Here is an 18,879-nt window from a genome sequence, read left to right on the forward strand (position 1 = left end):
ACCGGGGAGGCTGGCGCAAATGGGTACAAATCATACTTGTTAAAGGGGGATATGTCATGGACATAATTGCTGCCCTAGAAACGGCGATAAAGGAGGAAAAAGAGGCTTCAGCCCGGTACAGGGAGCTGGCGGCCCAAGCCAGTGATCCGGAAACCAGACTCATGTTTGAACAGATAGCCCGGGAAGAGGAATCGCATTACAAGCGGCTGGTGGACAGGTTGAAAGCTGTGAAATTGATGCGATCCTAAAAAATCGGGCAAGTACAGAGCCTAGTGGGGAGTTACTGCCGCGTGACCGCTGTAGGCAATGCTCAACCCGATTATTATGGCTAAAATCAACACCAGCGCACCGAGTACTATCTTCAAGGGCTTGTCAACATGGTGGTCACCCTGTATTCGCTCGGCGATGAGGTGAGTACCATATACCGCTATTCCAGCAAAAAGGGAGACCAAGAGGAACTGTACTCCTTTAGCGACTCCCGCGTAAGCTCCTGGGGCCAGGTTCTTCCAGAGGGAATGGGTATAATAGGCGAGGACGATAAACTCGATAAAACTGGCAGCAACTTGGAAAGTCAGGCTCTGTTTTTGCAGTGAGGTGTTGAGTTCGAGAACATCCCTGATCCTGCTTTGAAGCGAGGCGCTTTCTCGGCTCATGAGGATTTCGATCCTGCCTCTGACCACTTCGATGGCTGCCTGGTGATTCTGAATTGAGGACTGAACCTCGCTGAGGGACCGGTCGAGGAGTTTCCAAGGCCCTTGGTAGAAGTCGATTAAGTTTTGCACAACAGGGCTTTCGGGAGTAATGTTCATTCTGGTTTTCAGGTGTTGCTTCAAGTTTTCCAGAACTCCTTGAAGATTACTTTTTCCCTCGCTCAAGAAGCTTTGGCTGGCTACGAGTTTTCCGTAAGAGGCAGAAAGTTCATGGATTTCTCCTTCGAGTTCCTGGATCGCGGGTTCACCGCTGTGTTGGGTGCCGAACTGGGTATGGAGGATACCCGACAATTTCCGCCCCGATTTCTTGGCTTCTTCTAGTACCGTGCGCGCTGAGTCGTGGTAGACGCTTGTTAGGAGCCGGATTTTGGCCAGGTAGGCTTCCACGGTCGGTAGGTCGTTTTCGAAGAGCTGGTAAGCCGGTTCGGAGGCATTAGGGTTTATCTGGGCTCGGTACACGATGTCGTAGTCGAAACCAGCCTCAAAAAAACGAATCAGTTCCACGTTACGGGCCGCAAACCGGATTTCCCGCCACTTTGTGCCGCTTGTTTCCAAGGCGTCAGCTTCTTTGCCGGCAGGCGTGAGTAAGACCAAGACTTTTCCCAACAAGTTGTCATCGCCGAGCCCCGCATTTTCCTCGTGCTTTTTTAGCCAATTACGTGCTTCGTCGTTAGAGCTAAAACTCCGGCCTACTTTGAGTACCAGGATTTGTAGGTCGTCGACCGAGAGAAATCGGTAGCGGGCAGTCTCGATATCGGGTTCTATATCGGTTCCCGAGGCCTTACCGGAGTATTCGGGAAAAGGGCGTGCTGATAGAGTCTTCACCAGTGACAGAAGCTTGTCTTCATCATCTGGTAAAAAAAAGTAGTAATTATAAAAGGTGTTTATCCTCTGCACTGCATCAGTCCCCCTTAGCTACGACTGGTTTGGGCTATTTTACCGTTAATACTGAGTTGATAGTACCGCAAGCAGGTTCCTGGCTCAACCCAATTATTCGCCCAACACTTTTATTATCAATCGCTTGCGGCGCTGACCGTCAAACTCGGCATAAAATATCTCCTGCCAAGGGCCAAGGTCAAGTTTCCCATCGGTAACAGGGACAATCACTTGGTGGTGAAAAAGAATGCTTTTGAGGTGGGCATCTCCGTTGGTTTCCCCCGTGCGGTGATGCCGGTAGTCCGATCGAAAAGGGGCCAGGCCCTCCGCCCACTCCATCAGGTCCATTTTGATTCCCGGTTCTTCATCGTTCACGAAAACACCGGCCGTGATATGCATGGCCGAAATCAACGCCATCCCTTCCCGTATGCCGCATTCCTTCACAGCATCGGCAACCAGGCCTGTAATGTTGATAAACTCCCTCTTGTTTTTCGTGTTAAACCAGTGATATACGGTGTGCGATTTCAAGCGTTTAACCCCCTATCTTTTTTGTTTGTTATCTCTGGCATGTTTTTGACTGGCAACCTGCCTGGTTATGGAGTTCCTCTTAATCTTTCGCCTGCTTCTAATTATACCCTTGTTGTCGCATTGCAGTATGACACATCAATGGTAAGACTTGCGAGTCTGTAGGGATGTTATTCTTCATAGAATCAAGTAAACCGGGAAAGGGGACGGGATGTGAACCGGTGTCTGTTCTATATACTCGCGTCTAACGTATGCGTCGCTTGTTTGATATTCTGCGTTTTGGCAATATTCTTCACATATAAGCCGGATATAGACGTGAGAAAAGAGGTAAGGCTGGTGAAAGAGGATTACAGCGAATCATACCTAATGGAAGCGAAGGAAAGAGTACGCTTGTCGAAGGCTTTGGACCGCTCTTTCCGTATGCCACTCAATCCCTTCCAATTGTCTCCGGAATACGTACTGATACACTTTTCTCAAGACGGGAGAAAACACCGCTTGTTTATCCATCGCACTGCCCGCATAGGTTGGGACGAGAAAGGAAGGGCTTTTAGCCTTAGTGGTTCTCTTTGCAGGTTGCTCGACAACGGTATAATTAACCTGGAAAACATTATCAGTGAACGATACGGGGAGCTGGTTCCCTGGGCAAAGGCAGAAAAGATTTTCCGTATATACGACAAAGCGATGATAACTGATGTGGAAACGAGAAAGAGTTTTTGGGTGCAAAGGCGGGCAGGAACCAATCACGCCGACGTACAGCCTTTGACAGCACGCGACTCGCATATTATGAAATCAATTTATAAAGGAAAATGGAGCTGGGAAAGGAGGGCTATAATCGTTGTAGTCAGGGGCAGGAGGATGGCGGCTTCCATGAACGGGATGCCTCACGGCGCAGGTGCCATAAAAGACAATGATTTTCCCGGGCATTTTTGTATTCACTTTTTAGGCAGCAAGACCCATGCCGGCAACCGCGTAGATCCCAAACACCAAGCCATGGTTTTGAAGGCCGCGGGTCGGACCAAGCCTTAGTCCGAATCGAGCCGAAAACTAAAGGGAGCTGGAAGGAAATGTGGGAAATGGTGGAGAAGGATAATCTGAAAACAGTAATTGACGCCCGAACGGAAAAGGTTTACGGTTATAGGGCATATCATGGATGAGGCAGGTTATACTCGGGGATGAAAGAAGAGGAGCTGGCATACTTTCTTGCGATACACGCGGTTACTTTCGCGGGAGCGCGAAAGATGCAAGAATTAAAGGACTACTTCGGCGGGTTTCGCGAGGTGTGGGAAGCTGAAGCGGGGGAACTGAAGGCTTTTCGGTTTTTGCCCGGAAAGCTGGATGCTCTGCTGGCTGCCCGAAAGACCCTGGATCCCCTAGCCTACCGTGAAGTTTTGTACAGCAAGGGATATAGTATTAGGACAATTTTTGACAAGACCTATCCCGAGGCCCTCAGGAGTCTGTATGACCCTCCAGCAGTTTTGTACGGCTGGGGGAAGGTTGAAACCATCGATCAGCAGGCTATCGCAGTGGTAGGGGCAAGGAAACCATCTCCTTACGGGCGGCAAATTGCACGTTCGATGGCTACGGATCTGGCCCGAGCCGGCTTTTGGATAGTCAGCGGCATGGCTCGCGGAATCGATACTGAGGCTCATTTGGGAGCGCTTGAGGCCGGAGGACGCACGGTAGCAGTCTTGGGCAGCGGCATTGACGTGGTGTACCCGCGAGAAAACAAGGGTTTGTACTCTCGCATTGCGGAGACCGGAGTAGTTGTCAGCGAGTTTCCTCCTGGAACACCTCCTGAGCCCAAGAATTTTCCTATTCGTAATCGGATAATTTCAGGATTATCGAAAGGCGTGCTGGTAGTGGAGGCTCGAGTCAAAAGCGGAGCCCTTATCACAGCAGATTGGGCCTTAGATCAAGGGCGGGATGTGTTTGCAGTGCCGGGGCCCATAACCAGCCGGTTGAGCCAGGGCACGAACAACCTTATCAAGCAAGGAGCCAAACTTGTCACAACTGTCGAGGACATTTTGGAGGAGTACCAGCTGGTGTTAAAAGATACTGAAACAGGCGCTTTACCACTTGGTGACCTGGATAGGAGTTCGGAGTTCGATATGGTACTTGATCTACTGGGGACCGAACCGGTACACTTGGATCAGTTGGTCAGGCTTAGCGGGCTTACCCCGGGGCAGTTATCTGGTATGCTGCTTGAACTTCAGATTCGTGGAATAATCGAGGTTTTACCCGGTAACTATTTTATAAGGCTGAGAGGATCGTGAAGATGGTGCCAACGGCCAGTGCAAATAAAGGCAGATTATTGGATGAGGTGATTATTCTTGGGAGATAGAGTGCTGGTAATAGTGGAGTCAGCTGCCAAAGCCAAGACCATAAGCAAGTTTCTGGGACGGAACTACAAAGTGCTGGCTTCCGTGGGGCATGTTAGGGATTTGCCCAAGAGTAAGCTGGGAGTGGATGTTGAACACGGGTTCACTCCTCAGTACGTGACTATTCGGGGAAAAGGAGAAATACTCAAACACATCCGGGAGGAGTCAGAGAAATCGTCTCGGGTGCTGCTGGCTACTGACCCTGACCGGGAAGGAGAGGCTATTGCCTGGCACTTGAGTCAAGCCATGAATCTCAAGGATAACAACCCTTGCCGGATAGAGTTTAATGAAATCACCAAAGATGCGGTTACCCGGGCGGTTAAGAAACCGAGGCCGATTGATATGAATAGGGTTAATGCCCAGCAGGCCCGAAGAGTGCTGGACCGTCTGGTCGGTTACAGCTTGAGTCCTTTACTTTGGAATAAGATCAAGAAGGGCTTGAGTGCAGGACGAGTTCAATCGGTGGCTTTAAGGCTCATCTGCGAAAGGGAACGCGAGATAGAATCCTTCGTTCCTGAAGAATATTGGACCATAGAGGGAGAGTTTGCTGCAGGGAATAAGGCTTTGGTTGCTCGCTTGGTCGCGCGTGGGAGAGAAAAGCTAGAGATCGGCAGCCGCGAGGCTGTCGACGCGATTTTGAGAGAGTTAGAAACTGCCCGATTTACCGTGAGCAAAGTAGAAAAGAAAACCAAGAAAAGGAACCCGGTGCCGCCTTTTATTACCAGCAGTTTGCAGCAGGAAGCCTACAAGAAGCTCGGTTTTACTGCTAACAAGACCATGAGAGTGGCGCAGGAGCTGTACGAAGGGCTATCACTTGGGGAAGGAGGCACGGTTGGTTTAGTGACTTACATTCGAACCGATTCCAGCCGGGTTGCCGAAGAAGCGCAAAGAGAGGCATTAGACTTCGTGGAACAAACTTTTGGGAAAGAGTACCGGCCGGAGAAACCAAACGTGTATAAATCAAAGAAAACGGCCCAGGACGCTCACGAAGCCATAAGACCTACTTCGGTTTGGCGCCAACCGGAAAGGGTCAAGACCTTCTTGACCAGGGATCAGTACCGGTTGTATAAACTCATCTGGGAACGGTTTTTGGCTAGTCAGATGGCCCCAGCTGTTTACGATACCGTGACTGTGGAAATAACCGGCGGGGGATACGTTTTTCGTGCCTCTGCTTCGAATCTCAAGTTTCCGGGTTATCTGGCCGTGTATCAAGAGAGCGAGAACGAGGAAGAGGATGAGAAAAGAACGATACCTGAGGTTCAAGAAGGGCAGGAGCTTGTAGCCCGGGGCTTTAAGCCCGAACAGCACTTTACTCAACCTCCGCCCCGTTACACCGAGGCCAGTCTGGTCAAGATGCTGGAAGAAAAGAATATCGGGCGGCCGAGTACGTACGCACCGATTGTTGATACTATCCTGCGCCGGGGATATGTAGAACGAAAAAACAAGCAGTTTGTGCCCACAGAGCTAGGGTTTATCGTAGTAGATCTTTTAAAGGATTATTTCCCCGAGATCATGGATGTAGAGTTTACCGCCAGCATGGAGGAAAACCTGGACCGGATAGAGGAAGGAGAACTGAACTGGCAAGAGACGGTAGAAGAGTTTTATGTTCCGTTTTCTGATAAACTGCGGAAGGCAAGTAGCGAGATTGAAAAAGTAGAGCTAAAACCAGAAGAAGCCGGAAAAGACTGTCCGGTTTGCGGGAAACCCATGGTTATCCGTAACGGGCGCTATGGCCGGTTTCTTGCGTGTTCCGGGTTTCCAAAATGTCGTTACACGGAATCGGTAAACGAAGAAACAGGGATTACCTGTCCGCAATGCGGGAGAAAAGTAATAGCTCTAAGAACCAAGAAGGGTCGACGTTTTTACGGGTGTGAAGGATACCCACAATGCGATTTTCGATCCTGGAACTTGCCTACGGAAAAGAAATGTCCTCAGTGTGGTGAGCCGATGGTTAGGAAAAGAGGCCGGGGCCAAGAGTACCTGGCTTGTACCAGCAAGGAATGCCGTTATGAAGAAAAGGAAGCGAGGATGTGAGGATTGACAAGAACCGAGGAAGTAATGGTGGTTGGTGGTGGCCTAGCTGGGTGCGAGGCCGCTTATCGGATCGCCGAGAGCGGGATCAGGGTCAGGTTATGTGAGATGCGTCCTGTTCGGATGACTCCCGCTCACCAGACGGGTTACCTGGCTGAATTGGTTTGCAGTAATTCCCTAAAGTCTGAGGACCCGGCAACTGCTCAAGGCTTGCTGAAGGCTGAGATGAGACTGTTGGGGTCTTTGCTGCTGGATTGTGCTGAGGACTGTCGTGTTCCTGCGGGGTCGGCTTTAGCGGTAGAACGAGAGCTTTTTGCTGCTAAGGTAACCGGGATCATCCGTTCCCATCCTCTTATTCGGGTAGAAGAAAGAGAGATTACCTGCATTCCCGAGGAGGGTATTACTATTATTGCAACCGGACCGTTAACCTCTGACCGGTTAGCGGCATGGATAAGGGATGTTACCGGAGAGGACAACCTTTATTTTTACGATGCGGTAGCACCGGTGGTGACTGCCGATAGCTTGGATTTTTCAAAGATATTCCGAGGGTCGCGGTACGGAAAGGGTGGGGATGATTACCTGAACTGTCCCCTAACGGAAGAAGAGTACCGAAGGTTTTACCGTGCCCTGGTCGAAGCAGATGTCCATGAAGGCCATCCGGTGGATAAAGGGCTCTTTTTTGAAGGATGCATGCCGATAGAGGTCATTGCTCGCCGGGGGGAAGCGGCTTTATGCTTCGGTCCGATGCGACCGGTAGGGCTTGAGCCCGGTGATGGTAAAAAACGGGTGCACGCGGTTGTACAACTTCGACAGGAAAACCGAGAAGGAACTCTTTACAGTTTGGTTGGCTTTCAAACCAGGCTGAGGTTTAAAGAGCAGGAAAGGGTGTTCAGGTTGATTCCAGGACTGGAGAAAGCGGAGTTCGTGCGCTATGGGGTTATGCATCGCAACACCTACATCAACAGTCCCCGGTTACTCGAGCCAACCCTTGCGTTCACACCTAGAGACGGCGTGTTCTTTGCCGGGCAGATTACAGGGTGCGAGGGTTATATGGAGTCCGCCGCTACCGGGATTTTGGCAGGGCTGAACGCGGTGCGTCTCGCGGCAGGCAAGCCCTTACTGGTTTTACCGAGGACTACCATGATAGGCGCTTTGTGCCATCACATCACCTCCGCCTCTGGTGACAGGTTCCAGCCAATGAACGCTAATTTCGGTCTACTGCCTCCCTTAGAGGAGAAGGTTAAAGGGCGAAGGGAAAGGTATTTGGCGTATAGCAAAAGATCGCTTCGTAGTCTTGAAGAATTTCTTGATAAAGCGGAGTTAGGCTGAACCAGAGCTCGATATGAAAGGGACTGAGTGGGCTTAGTGTTATTGTCGCACGTAAAGAGGTTCCTCGAACACCTTGAGATTGAAAAAGGAGCATCTCCCTTGACTCTGGCGGGCTACAGATCGGATCTCGAGCGTTTTGTGGCTCACTTCGCGGATAAAAGGGGTATCGGGCCGGAAGAAATCGGGTTTGAGGTTCTTGATCCCCGAACGGTCAGGGAGTATCTGGCTCATTTACAAGAATGCGGGCTAAAAAGGTCAACCATGGCCCGCAAGGTGGCGGCTTTAAGGTCGTTTGGTAAGTACCTGTGCAGCTCACAGGTCATCGAGGTTAACCCGGTTGCCACCGTATCCACGCCCAGAAGGGAGAAGAGACTGCCGCGTTTTCTCTACTCGCAAGAAGTGGAAGCTTTGCTGGCAGCACCTGATGGGGGTGATGTTTTGGGATTGCGAGACCAGGCCATACTGGAACTTCTATACGCTACTGGGATCCGGGTAGGAGAGTTGGTGGGCCTGGATTTACCTGATTTCGACTCAGAAGAAAGGTTTATCAGGGTAATGGGCAAAGGGAGCAAGGAGCGGATAGTACCGGTGGGAGCAAGGGCGGTTGAGGCCATGAACAGGTACTTGAACAGCAGCCGCCGGGTGTTGGCGGCTAGAAAACAGGGAACTGAAAACGCGATTTTTTTGAATCGGCACGGTACAAGGTTGTCGGCAAGGGGGGTAAGAAACATCGTGAACCGGTATGTAGAAGAAATCGCCTTGCGGCTAAAGATCAGCCCGCATACCCTGCGTCACACCTTTGCTACTCATTTGTTAAACGGTGGGGCGGACCTTCGCTCTGTGCAGGAGCTCTTAGGCCATGCCAGATTGTCCACAACTCAGGTCTATACTCATGTTACTGCTGAGCGGTTAAAGAACATTTACGACGACAAATTTCCCCGGAGGTGATGGGTATGTTTCGGGCAACTACGATTGTAGCAGTCAAGAAAGACGGTGAGGTTACCATAGCGGGCGATGGGCAGGTTACATACGGGCAGACCTTCGTACTAAAGGCCCAGGCCAAAAAAATACGGACATTATACAACGGTAAGGTGTTGGCAGGGTTTGCCGGATCCGTAGCCGATGCCATCACTCTTTTCGAAAGGTTTGAGGACTGTTTACGCGAGAGTAACGGGAACCTCACCCGGGCAGCGGTGGAGGTAGCGAAGCAGTGGAGGACAGACCGGGTGTTAAGGAGGTTGGAGGCTCTTTTGATAGTGGCCGATAAGGAAAAGATGTTTCTGATTTCCGGAAGTGGCGAGGTCATCGAACCCGATGATCAGGTAGTGGCTATAGGGTCAGGAGGACCGTATGCCTTGGCTGCAGCCCGAGCCCTACTTAGGCATACGCAACTCTCCAGCCGCGAGATCGCGGAAGAAGCTCTGAGGATCGCGGCGGAGATATGTGTCTTTACCAACAGCAACATTTCGGTCGAACAACTGAAGTGAGAGGAGTGGGTGTATGGAAAACCTTACCCCCCGGGCGATTGTGGAAGAATTGGACCGTTACATCGTGGGCCAAGAAGCGGCTAAAAAGGCGGTAGCGATTGCCCTGAGGAACCGCTACCGTAGGAAGAAGTTGCCGGCGGAGATAGGAGAAGAGATATACCCTAAAAACATTATTATGATCGGGCCAACTGGCGTTGGAAAGACCGAGATTGCCCGCAGGCTGGCCAAATTGGTAAACGCTCCCTTTATTAAGGTGGAAGCTACTAAGTTTACCGAGGTAGGCTACGTAGGACGAGACGTTGATTCTATGATAAGGGATCTAGTAGAAACATCTGTGCAGATGATAAAGAAAGAAAAGATGGCCGAGGTGGAAAACAAGGCTCGCAAGCTGGCTGAAGAACGAATAGTAGATTACATGCTGCCCTTACCCAAAAAGAGAGGATCCCAGGTGGTTAACCCGCTGGAGTTCTTGTTAGGCAGGACATCCTCGGAAACTGACAACCAGGACTCGGACATAGGACCCGGCTACGAGGACATAAGGCGACGGCGAGAAATACTATCCACCAAGATTGCCCGCATGGAGCTGGAAGACGAGCTGATCGAGATCGAGGTCGAGGAAAAACCCGTATCGTTTTTCGAGGTTTTTTCGGGAGCTGGCGTCGAGGAGATGGGAATCAACCTTCAAGACATGCTGGGCAGCCTGGCGCCCAAGTCGAAGAAAAAGAGAAAGGTGACGGTAGCGGAAGCGAGGAGGATACTTACCAACGAAGAGTCTCAAAAGCTGATTGACATGGATGAGGTGCAACGGGAAGCTGTCTACCGTGCCGAAAACTCCGGTATAATCTTTCTGGACGAAATCGACAAAATTGCTGGCCGCGAAACCGGCCACGGACCAGACGTGTCTAGAGGTGGAGTGCAAAGAGACATATTGCCCATTGTCGAGGGTTCAACCGTGATGACCAAGTACGGCCCTGTCAAGACCGATCACATTCTTTTTATTGCCGCAGGTGCTTTTCATATAACCAAGCCATCAGATTTAATACCTGAACTGCAAGGAAGGTTTCCCATCAGGGTAGAACTGACCAGCCTGACCGTTGAAGACTTCCGACGGATCCTCACCGAACCCGATAATTCCCTTATCAAGCAGTACGTAGCCTTGTTATCGACCGAGGGGGTAGATATTTCTTTTACTCCTGAAGCAATAGACTATATCGCGCAGGTTTCTTATGAGGTGAACGCCAGTACCGAGAACATAGGGGCAAGGAGGTTACACACCATCTTAGAGAAAGTGCTGGAGGATCTTCTGTTTGAGGCAAGTGAAATGGCAGGTCAAACGGTGGTTATTGATAAAGCTTATGTAGAGGCCCGGCTCGGTCCTATTATAAAGGACGAGGACCTGAGTCGATATATACTATAAGAGCGAGTAATTTGGGAGAGGAGGTAGGAGGTTGGCGGGGGTTAGTCTTTGGAAAAGGTGTCTCGGTTTGAGCGAGGTGACAGAGCAGCAAGACGAAGCACCGGTGGATTTTGGCCAGATGGCGGCTTTGATTGCGCAAAATATTGACTGTAACGTTTATATAGTGGGACGAAGAGGGCGAATCTTGGGGTGGTCCGTTGAGGAGGACAACGGCGATTTCCCTGAAATTGAAAAGTTGTTGGATTATGTCGAACGCTTCCCCGAGAGCTTTAACCGGGATTTTCTCAACCTGTCACAACCTTTGATCAACCGGCGGTTGGGGAGAAAATGTGTTTTTCGGATGAGAAGAACAGCTTGTGACTGCAAAGGAAAGGTATTCACTATAATTCCAGTTCAGGGCGGCCGGAGCAGGCTCGCTACCCTGGTCCTTTACCGCCGTGAACCAGAATTTTCCGAGGAAGAGCTTGTTCTGGGAAAAGTGGCAGCTCTCGTTATAGCCAATGAAATCATGTACCTGAAGTCCGAGAGACAAGAAACCGTTAGCCAGAGAAAGGCTTCGCTCGGAGCGGCATTAGCGGCTATTTCACAGTCAGAAAGAGAGGCACTTTATCACCTTTTGTCTGAGCTTAAAGGTAAGGAAGGGGTCTTGGTGGCCAGTCACGTGGCCGACCGGGTAGGGTTGACCCGGTCAGTAGTGGCCAGCGCTCTTCGCAAGTTTGAGAGCGCCGGCATCATAGAGTCTCGATCGCTGGGCATGAAAGGTACTTACATAAGACTTCTGGTAGACAATATATTGGACGAGCTTCGCGGTTAACAAAAGGAAATGTGACTAATCCGGGCAGGATTAGTTTTTTTTTTTCAGAAATTTTTACAAGCGCTGCCGATGCCGGAAGGAATAATTACGGTAATTATAGAATTTTGTAGGAAGATCGGGCAAACATGGGAGGGATGGCGATGCTCGATAAGGTCATCGGTAACCGAAGGATAAACGTTTTAGAAAAAGCTTTGGACGGTGCGATGTTGCGGCAAAAGGTCATAGCCAACAATTTGGCTAACGTCGATACCCCAGGGTACAAAGCTATGGAAGTTACCTTTGAAGAACAGCTCAAGAATTCAATGAAAGAAGCGGGGAGCGAGTACAACTTGAAAACAACCCATCCCCGGCACCTCCAAATACCGAACATCTCGAGTTTCCAGGTGGGGATTAATGTTGCCGAAGGGTACACTTTCCGCAATGACGGGAATAGTGTAGATATCGACCGAGAAATGGCGCGACTTTCTAAAAATGTTGTTTATTACAATGCAGTGTCTACCAGTATGAGCGAAGAGTTTAAGCTGCTGCGGATGGCTATCACCGAAGGGAGGGGTTAGGTTGAGGTTTTTGAACGCCTTCGACATCAGTGCCAGCGGGATGACAGCTCAGCGTCTGAGGATGGATGTTATCTCCAATAACCTGGCTAACGTTAATACTACTCGGACCCCGCAAGGGGGCCCCTACCGCCGACAGATGGTTATTTTCGAAGCTCGTACTCCTAGCAAAGGGAACTTCAAGGATTTATTGAGTGCTTATATGGAAGGTGAGGGGGGGGTTCGGGTAAAAGCCATACGAGAGGACACCTCGCCTTTCAAAAGAGTGTATGATCCTGGGAACCCGGACGCTGATCAGGATGGATACGTAAACATGCCCAATGTCAACGTGGTTTCAGAGATGGTAGACATGATTTCAGCTACCCGGGCTTATGAGGCCAATGTAAGCGCAGTAGAAGCTACGAAAAGTATGGCGATGAAAGCCTTAGAAATCGGTAGATAAAGGGGTAAAAGTAAATGAAGATAGATACCGTTACTCTTAATACCCTTAAACCGCTTCAGCCGCCGAGTTGGGCCAAAAGCGGGCAAGACTCGGCTTCGGCAGCCGACAATAGCAAAAGCTTTAGCAGTTATCTGAAAGCTGCGCTGAACGAGGTGAACCAGTTGCAGGAAGAGGCCGGCCAGTCAGCCCTTAACCTGGCTACGGGAGGGGAAGCCGACGTTCACCAAACGATGATAGCATACGAAAAGGCGGCTTTGGCGCTTCAGTTGACCATTGAGGTCAGGAACAAACTCATCGAAGCCTACCAAGAAATCATGAGAATGCAGATGTAGACTCAACAGGCTGGATGACGGAGAATTGGTATGAACAGTTTTTGGGAGCGAGTACAACACTGGTTACAGCTGGCCAAGAACAGGTGGAGTCTGTTGACTCTTAACCAGAAGGTTCTCATCAGTGGGGCTGTGCTTCTTACTTTGGTATCGCTAGGAATGCTTTTGTCCAGCCAAACGGCCAAGAACTACGAACCATTGTATTCCGGCCTGTCGGTGGAAGATGCTGCTGCCATAACCAAAAAGCTCGATGAGCTGAAAATAAGTTACCGCTTGAGCGACGAAGGTAGCACCATTCTAGTTCCTTCTGAGCAGAAGTACCAGGTGAGGTTACAGCTGGCAGGGGAAGGGCTACCAAAGGGAACAGCCGGTTTTGAGCTGTTTCAGAGTACCAGTTTTGGTGAGACCGAGACTGACAAAAGGGTTAAGTATCTGACAGCCCTGCAGGGAGAACTGGTCAGGACCATCGAAAGCTTAGACAAGATAGAATCCGCTCGGGTGCACCTGGTGTTGCCCGAGCCGCGGCTTTATGTCGATCAAGAGGCGCCGGCCACCGCTTCGGTGGTGCTGAAGGTGAAGATTGGCGAGGAATTGACCAACAGGGAAATATCAGGGATTGTCCATCTCGTGGCCAACAGTGTAGAGAAACTGAAACCCGAAAACGTGGTGGTGGTCGACCAGTACGGTAATCTACTTTCCGCTGATATTCCCTCTGCTGATTCTATGGCCTCGGCCGAGTTGTCGGTCCAGCAGATGGCAGTTAAGAGGCAGCTGGAAAGGGAAAAACAGCAGGCGGTTCAGAGCATGCTGGATGCAACACTGGGGCCGGGCAAATCAGTAGTGAGGGTTAACGCAGAGCTTAATTTCGATGAAGTCGAACAGTACAGCCAGGATTTTGACCCTGAACAAAGGGTCGTGGTGAGCAAGCATACGGTGGAAGAGTCCAGCACCAGCAGTAACACGGGGGCTGCTGCATCTCCTGGAGTCGATACCAATGTTCCGACCTATCAAGGGACAGAAGGGCAAGGGACTTCTAGTTCTACCTCGGAAAAGACCGAGCAGACCGTCAATTATGAAGGAGATAAGGTGGAGACCAAAACCAAGGTTGCTCCGGGAGCAATCAAAAGGATGACGGTAGCTGTGCTGGTCGACGAAGGGTTTGAGTCAAAGCGAGAAGAAATAGTCGAGGCCGTCAAAAATGCTGTCGGGGCCGACGAGAAAAGAAATGACAGCGTGTATGTTAGCTTTATGAAATTTCAAACCCCAACTGAGGAGACTGCTCCTCCGGCAAGTACTTGGCAAAAGTATATGTTACCAGCAGGTTTGGGGGCCGCGTTGGTGATAGCCGTTTTACTGTTCTGGCTGGCTAGACGCAGGAAAGCACAAGAACAAGAAGGGTTTGAGGCTTTGGTAGACGAGGAAATACCTATTGAATCTTTGGTCGAACGGGAACTGACTCCGGAAGAAAGAGAAAAGCTCAAGATCCGCGAGGAAATCGATAAGCTTATAGATGAAAATCCCGCAGATGTGGCTCAGATAATAAGAACCTGGCTATTGGAAGAGAAGAGGTGAGGGAATGGTCAGGAAGGGTTTGAGCGGCAAGCAGAAGGCTGCTAATTTTCTTATTTTCCTGGGCCCGGAAAAGTCAGCCAAGATTTTTAAACACCTGAACGAGAGCGAAATTGAGGAACTTACTCTGGAGATAGCCAACGTTCGCAAGATTTCCGGGGATCGCGTGGACGACGTTTTCCGCGAGTTCTACGAAATGGCTTTGGCTAACCAGTACATCGCCCAGGGGGGCATCGAGTACGCGAAAGAACTTCTAGAGAAAGCCTTAGGGCCCCAGAAAGCCGTAGAAATACTGTCCAGGATATCGGCATCGCTTCAAGTACGACCTTTTGACTTTGCCCGTAAGACAGAACCTGCGCAGTTATTGAACTTTATCCAGGCCGAACACCCGCAGACCATCGCTTTGGTGTTGGCGTATTTGGAACCCGAGAAAGCTTCGATTATTCTTTCCGCGTTACCGCCTGATAAACAATCGGATGTAGCGAGAAGGATAGCGTTGATGGATACGACTTCACCGGATGCGATTAAAGAAGTGGAGAGGGTGCTGGAACGCAAGTTGTCTTCGGTGATTCCTCATGAAGTTACCAGTGCCGGCGGGGTTAAGTCTCTGGTCGAGATTTTGAACCGGGTGGACCGGGCTACAGAGAAGACCATACTAGAGGCTTTGGAAGTTCAGGATCCGGAATTAGCAGAAGAGGTTAAGAGGCTGATGTTTGTCTTCGAGGACATCGTCACCATGGATGACCGTTCAGTTCAAAGAGTGCTGCGTGAAGTGGAGTCTCACGATCTGGCATTAGCGCTTAAAGGGGCGAGTGATGAGGTCGCGATCAAGATATTTAACAACATGTCGAAGCGCGCTGGCGAGATGTTGCGTGAGGATATACAGTTCATGGGACCGGTGCGTTTGCGCGACGTGGAAGAGGCACAGCAACGTATAGTCAACATCATCCGCAAACTAGAAGATGCTGGAGAGATTGTTATTGCCCGCGGTGGGGGTGACGAGATCATTGTCTAAGATCATCAAGTCAAAGTACTTGGTAATTAAGGAGCCCCGGGTGTTGAGCAATTTCGAACCGGAGTCCGGTAGGGGGCTGGCCAAAATAAGAAATAATGAGGCCCTGGCTGAACCTGATAAGCGGGAACTTGAAATGGAGGAGCTTCGCACAGAAGTGGCTGAGGTCATCAGAGAAGCGGAGGATATGGTAAAAGAGATACTGGAAAATGCCCGGGCCGAAGCCCAGCAGGTAATAGCCTCAGCAGAGGAAGAAGCTGACAGGATAAAGAACCTAGCACGGCAGGAGGCAGAATTAATCAAAAAGCACTCTTGGGAAGAGGGTTATCGCGAGGGACAGGAAAAGGCTTTCCAAGAGATAGAAGAATTGAGAAGCAAAACCTTGTTAGAGTGTCATCAGATGGTAGAAGAAGCAAGGAAGACCAAGGAATCTATCATCCGTTCCGCAGAAGAGGATATAGTGAACTTGGCTTTAGCCATAGCCCGCAAGATCATAGATAAGGAAGTAAGAGAAAATTCCGATATAATTATTAACCTAATACGCAATACCCTGGCGATGGTTGGAAACGCGGGAAACTCAAAGATACTGGTAAACTCCCATGATTTTGAAACTGTCACGGAGAACAGATTTAGCCTCACCAGCCCTGGCCAGGCTATCGAGCATTTGGAAGTTCAGCTTGATAACCGGATTACTCCAGGTGGTTTTATCATTGAAAGCGATGTAGGGATAGTGGATGCTCAGCTGGAAACCCGTATAAGTAAGGTAGCTGAAGCCTTGATGGGGGAAGCAGGGAACAGTGGGGAAAGTAACCACGCTTGACTTGGACAAGTACCTAAAGGTTCTGGATAAGGTAAACCCCTTGGTTTTCAAGGGCAGGATATCTCAAGTAGTGGGGCTAACCATCGAATCCGATGGGCCCAGGGCCAGGATGGGAGAATTGTGTCTTGTTCGGAGTCCGGGCAGGAGTGACAAGCCCTTACGGTGCGAGGTAGTGGGATTCAAAGGTAATAAGACCTTGCTGATGCCCCTAGGAGAGTTAGATGGTATTGGACCTGGCAGCGAGATTGTGGCTACCGGGCAAACCTTCAAGGTCAGGGTTGGGCGCAGCCTGGTGGGGAGGGTTTTGAACGGGTTGGGAGAGCCTATAGACGGGGGAGGGCCAGTGGAGACAGAGACCACATACCCCGTGATGAATCATCCGCCCGATCCTCTGAAAAGACGTCGGATAACTGAGGTGCTGCCAGTAGGGGTAAGGGCTATAGACGCCCTGGTTACTGTTGGCAAAGGGCAAAGAATGGGTATACTGGCCGGGAGTGGGGTAGGGAAAAGCACCTTGTTGGGTATGATAGCCCGTAACACCGAGGCAGACGTTAGCGTTATTGCTCTGATAGGTGAGCGGGGCCGGGAAGTCAGAGACTTTTTGGAAAGAGACCTGGGAGAAGAGGGGTTGAAGCGGTCGGTGGTAGTAGTAGCGACTTCGGACCAGCCTGCCCTGATCAGGTTAAGAGGGGCTTTTGTAGCTACTTCGATCGCCGAATTCTTCCGTGACCAGGGGTTGGACGTGTTGCTCTTAATGGATTCCCTGACCAGGTTTGCCTTAGCCCAGAGGGAAATAGGTTTGGCCATCGGCGAACCTCCTGCTACTCGTGGTTTTACGCCTTCGGTATTCGCGCTATTACCCAAGTTGTTAGAACGGGCGGGGGCTTCAGACAAAGGTACTATTACCGGGCTTTATGCGGTTTTGGTAGAAGGTGACGATATGAACGAGCCCATAACCGACGGTGTGAGAGGCATAGTTGACGGCCATATTGCTTTGAGCAGAGAGCTGGCATCGCTCAACCACTTCCCTGCGATAGACGTTCTCGGCAGCATAAGCAGGGTAATGCCCGAAATAGTTTCGAGTTCTCACCTCGAAAGTGCGGGACGCTTCCGCAGCCTGTTGGCGGTTTACCGAGAGGCTAAGGATCTCGTCGATATTGGAGCTTATCGCCGCGGAGCCAACCCGCGCATCGACGAGGCCTTGGAATTGATAGACGGTTGCAACGCGTTTCTTCAGCAGGGGGTTTGGGAAAAAGCCAGTTTTAACGACACCGTATTGGAACTGGAACAGGTTGTAACTGGGCAAAGGCAGGTGCGTTAAATGAAGCGGTTCCGTTATCGTCTCCAGACCAAGCTGAACGTGGTTTCGAGAGAAGAAAGTATGGCCAAGGCGGAACTGGCCCGGCGCCAGCGGGAGTACCTGAAGCAAGTCCGGTTATTACGAGCTTGGGAGCAAGAGTTGGAGTCGACGTACGACCGGTTGCGGAGCAAAGACGGTGCCGTAACCACTGTTCATGAGATTATTTCGGTCAAAGAGTATGTGCCGATACTCAGGGACAGGATCCGCTGGCAAAGGACAAAGGTAGAAAAGGCGCAGGAGGAAGTAAACCGGGCTCGAGAACGGTTGTACGAGATCATGAAAGAAAGAAAGGCTCTAGAAAAACTTAAAGATAGACGATGGAAAGAGTATTTGGCGGAGTTTCGCAAGCAAGAGCAGTTGGTTTTGGATGAAGTAGCGATGACCAGGTTTTGGCGGGGGCGGACAGAGGGAAGCAAAAAGTAAGAATTAAGAATGCAGAATTAAGAATTAAGAATGAAAAATGAAGAATGAAGAAGTGAGAATTAAGAATTAAGAATTGAGAAGTAGCGGTGGTTTGGGGCTTGGATGAGGGGAAGGGTACAGCGCGACCCGTTTCCCGGTTTCAGTTGGGTAGGGGTGAAGCAACGGGTGAGCATATCAAGAAAAGTTTTACTTTTGGTCATATCCCTTGCCTTACTGGCGGGAGCGTGGTGCTCTCTGATTTACTTAGGAGTGCTGTCAGCTCCTGCTTTTTTCAAAGACATTCCTGTGGTCAATCGCTTGGTTGACACAAGTGATGTGACTACAAGTAAGTCATCGCCAGTAGAGCAGGAAAAACGCCAGTTGCTGGAAAGAATTAAGTCTTTGCAGGGGAAGATGACCAAGCTTGAACAACAGGTTCGTGTGAAAGAAACCGAACTGCAGCAGGCTAAGAGTACCCTGGCGAGGGTTAACAAGCAGGTAGAAGAACTGAAAAACGCTAACCTCACGAGCCAAGGGCAGGACGAGGTTTTTAAAGAATTGGCCGGTTATTATTCTTCGATCAAGCCCAAGGATTCGGCCAAGGTTTTCGAACAACTCGATGACGAAACGGTAATAGGCATACTGCAGCACATGGACAGCGAACAAGTGGGGAAGATACTGGCTGCTATGCCTCCAGAACGCGCTGCCCTGATCACCAAGAAAATGCTGGCAGTGGAAACGCCTGGAACGCCCTGATATACTCTGTGCCATCTGAAGCCGGCGCAATCTTATCTATTTGCGACTACTGGCTGTCAGATAGATAC

At 50.3% G+C, this 18,879-nt stretch carries 19 protein-coding genes and 1 pseudogene; 18 read left to right on the top strand and 2 right to left on the bottom strand.

Going from position 1 to position 18,879, the window contains the following annotated elements; genetic code table 11:
* Positions 1–11: 11 nt before the first annotated feature.
* Positions 12–248: pseudogene (locus tag HPY90_RS03805) on the top strand (ferritin family protein); the annotation flags it as partial.
* A gap of 21 nt (positions 249–269) precedes the next feature.
* Here HPY90_RS03805 and HPY90_RS03810 read toward each other — a convergent pair.
* Positions 270–1,607, bottom strand: coding sequence for a hypothetical protein (locus HPY90_RS03810; RefSeq protein WP_287191329.1), 1,338 nt, complete (start codon positions 1,605–1,607; stop codon positions 270–272).
* Positions 1,608–1,700: 93 nt separating this feature from the next.
* Complete coding sequence (locus tag HPY90_RS03815; protein ID WP_013175122.1) at positions 1,701–2,114, bottom strand: secondary thiamine-phosphate synthase enzyme YjbQ; 414 nt, start codon at positions 2,112–2,114, stop codon at positions 1,701–1,703.
* 210 nt (positions 2,115–2,324) lie between these two features.
* Between HPY90_RS03815 and HPY90_RS03820 the strand changes: the two genes are divergently transcribed.
* The 17 genes from HPY90_RS03820 (at position 2,325) to HPY90_RS03900 (ending at position 18,811) form a co-directional block, all read left to right on the top strand.
* Entirely contained in the window at positions 2,325–3,137 is an 813-nt protein-coding gene (locus HPY90_RS03820) for a hypothetical protein (protein ID WP_287191331.1), read from the top strand.
* A 146-nt stretch (positions 3,138–3,283) separates the two neighbouring features.
* Positions 3,284–4,384 (top strand): DNA-processing protein DprA, encoded by a 1,101-nt coding sequence (gene dprA, locus HPY90_RS03825; RefSeq protein ID WP_287191334.1) that lies wholly within the window; start codon positions 3,284–3,286, stop codon positions 4,382–4,384.
* 57 nt (positions 4,385–4,441) lie between these two features.
* Entirely contained in the window at positions 4,442–6,523 is a 2,082-nt protein-coding gene (topA, locus tag HPY90_RS03830; RefSeq protein ID WP_287191336.1) for a type I DNA topoisomerase, read from the top strand.
* A 24-nt stretch (positions 6,524–6,547) separates the two neighbouring features.
* Positions 6,548–7,849, top strand: a complete 1,302-nt coding sequence (gene trmFO / locus HPY90_RS03835; protein ID WP_287191445.1) for a methylenetetrahydrofolate--tRNA-(uracil(54)-C(5))-methyltransferase (FADH(2)-oxidizing) TrmFO — start codon at positions 6,548–6,550, stop codon at positions 7,847–7,849.
* 27 nt (positions 7,850–7,876) lie between these two features.
* Positions 7,877–8,797 (top strand): tyrosine recombinase XerC, encoded by a 921-nt coding sequence (gene xerC, locus HPY90_RS03840; protein ID WP_287191338.1) that lies wholly within the window; start codon positions 7,877–7,879, stop codon positions 8,795–8,797.
* 5 nt (positions 8,798–8,802) lie between these two features.
* Positions 8,803–9,336, top strand: a complete 534-nt coding sequence (gene hslV / locus HPY90_RS03845) for an ATP-dependent protease subunit HslV (RefSeq protein WP_287191341.1) — start codon at positions 8,803–8,805, stop codon at positions 9,334–9,336.
* A gap of 13 nt (positions 9,337–9,349) precedes the next feature.
* The gene (gene hslU, locus HPY90_RS03850) at positions 9,350–10,753 is read left to right on the top strand and encodes an ATP-dependent protease ATPase subunit HslU (RefSeq protein ID WP_013175129.1); all 1,404 of its coding nucleotides are present in this window, start codon (positions 9,350–9,352) and stop codon (positions 10,751–10,753) included.
* A gap of 31 nt (positions 10,754–10,784) precedes the next feature.
* The gene (gene codY / locus HPY90_RS03855; protein WP_013175130.1) at positions 10,785–11,567 is read left to right on the top strand and encodes a GTP-sensing pleiotropic transcriptional regulator CodY; all 783 of its coding nucleotides are present in this window, start codon (positions 10,785–10,787) and stop codon (positions 11,565–11,567) included.
* A 140-nt stretch (positions 11,568–11,707) separates the two neighbouring features.
* Positions 11,708–12,124, top strand: a complete 417-nt coding sequence (gene flgB / locus HPY90_RS03860) for a flagellar basal body rod protein FlgB (protein ID WP_287191353.1) — start codon at positions 11,708–11,710, stop codon at positions 12,122–12,124.
* Position 12,125: 1 nt separating this feature from the next.
* A complete protein-coding gene (gene flgC / locus HPY90_RS03865) occupies positions 12,126–12,563 on the top strand; it encodes a flagellar basal body rod protein FlgC (RefSeq protein ID WP_013175132.1) in 438 nt (145 codons plus the stop codon).
* A 14-nt stretch (positions 12,564–12,577) separates the two neighbouring features.
* Positions 12,578–12,895 carry a flagellar hook-basal body complex protein FliE gene (fliE, locus tag HPY90_RS03870; protein WP_013175133.1) on the top strand — a complete coding sequence of 106 codons (318 nt, stop codon included), beginning with the start codon at positions 12,578–12,580 and terminating at the stop codon, positions 12,893–12,895.
* 30 nt (positions 12,896–12,925) lie between these two features.
* The gene (gene fliF, locus HPY90_RS03875) at positions 12,926–14,464 is read left to right on the top strand and encodes a flagellar basal-body MS-ring/collar protein FliF (protein WP_287191356.1); all 1,539 of its coding nucleotides are present in this window, start codon (positions 12,926–12,928) and stop codon (positions 14,462–14,464) included.
* A 4-nt stretch (positions 14,465–14,468) separates the two neighbouring features.
* A complete protein-coding gene (fliG, locus tag HPY90_RS03880; RefSeq protein ID WP_287191358.1) occupies positions 14,469–15,476 on the top strand; it encodes a flagellar motor switch protein FliG in 1,008 nt (335 codons plus the stop codon).
* Positions 15,469–16,293, top strand: a complete 825-nt coding sequence (locus HPY90_RS03885) for a FliH/SctL family protein (RefSeq protein ID WP_287191359.1) — start codon at positions 15,469–15,471, stop codon at positions 16,291–16,293. Before fliG ends, HPY90_RS03885 begins: the two co-directional genes overlap by 8 nt.
* Complete coding sequence (gene fliI, locus HPY90_RS03890) at positions 16,271–17,614, top strand: flagellar protein export ATPase FliI (RefSeq protein ID WP_287191361.1); 1,344 nt, start codon at positions 16,271–16,273, stop codon at positions 17,612–17,614. The genes HPY90_RS03885 and fliI overlap by 23 nt, the downstream gene beginning before the upstream one ends.
* Positions 17,615–18,076 carry a flagellar export protein FliJ gene (gene fliJ / locus HPY90_RS03895; RefSeq protein WP_287191362.1) on the top strand — a complete coding sequence of 154 codons (462 nt, stop codon included), beginning with the start codon at positions 17,615–17,617 and terminating at the stop codon, positions 18,074–18,076.
* 165 nt (positions 18,077–18,241) lie between these two features.
* Positions 18,242–18,811 carry a MotE family protein gene (locus HPY90_RS03900; protein ID WP_287191364.1) on the top strand — a complete coding sequence of 190 codons (570 nt, stop codon included), beginning with the start codon at positions 18,242–18,244 and terminating at the stop codon, positions 18,809–18,811.
* Positions 18,812–18,879: the final 68 nt, after the last annotated feature.

This window comes from Syntrophothermus sp. (assembly GCF_013314835.1).
Lineage (GTDB): Bacteria > Bacillota > Syntrophomonadia > Syntrophomonadales > Syntrophothermaceae > Syntrophothermus > Syntrophothermus lipocalidus.

Coding starts and splice junctions, on each gene's coding strand:
- dprA (WP_287191334.1), top strand. CDS start 3,284: ATGAAAGAAGAGGAGCTGGCATACTTTCTTGCGATACACGCGGTTACT.
- trmFO (WP_287191445.1), top strand. CDS start 6,548: ATGGTGGTTGGTGGTGGCCTAGCTGGGTGCGAGGCCGCTTATCGGATC.
- hslV (WP_287191341.1), top strand. CDS start 8,803: ATGTTTCGGGCAACTACGATTGTAGCAGTCAAGAAAGACGGTGAGGTT.
- hslU (WP_013175129.1), top strand. CDS start 9,350: ATGGAAAACCTTACCCCCCGGGCGATTGTGGAAGAATTGGACCGTTAC.
- flgB (WP_287191353.1), top strand. CDS start 11,708: ATGCTCGATAAGGTCATCGGTAACCGAAGGATAAACGTTTTAGAAAAA.
- fliE (WP_013175133.1), top strand. CDS start 12,578: ATGAAGATAGATACCGTTACTCTTAATACCCTTAAACCGCTTCAGCCG.
- fliF (WP_287191356.1), top strand. CDS start 12,926: ATGAACAGTTTTTGGGAGCGAGTACAACACTGGTTACAGCTGGCCAAG.
- fliG (WP_287191358.1), top strand. CDS start 14,469: ATGGTCAGGAAGGGTTTGAGCGGCAAGCAGAAGGCTGCTAATTTTCTT.
- fliJ (WP_287191362.1), top strand. CDS start 17,615: ATGAAGCGGTTCCGTTATCGTCTCCAGACCAAGCTGAACGTGGTTTCG.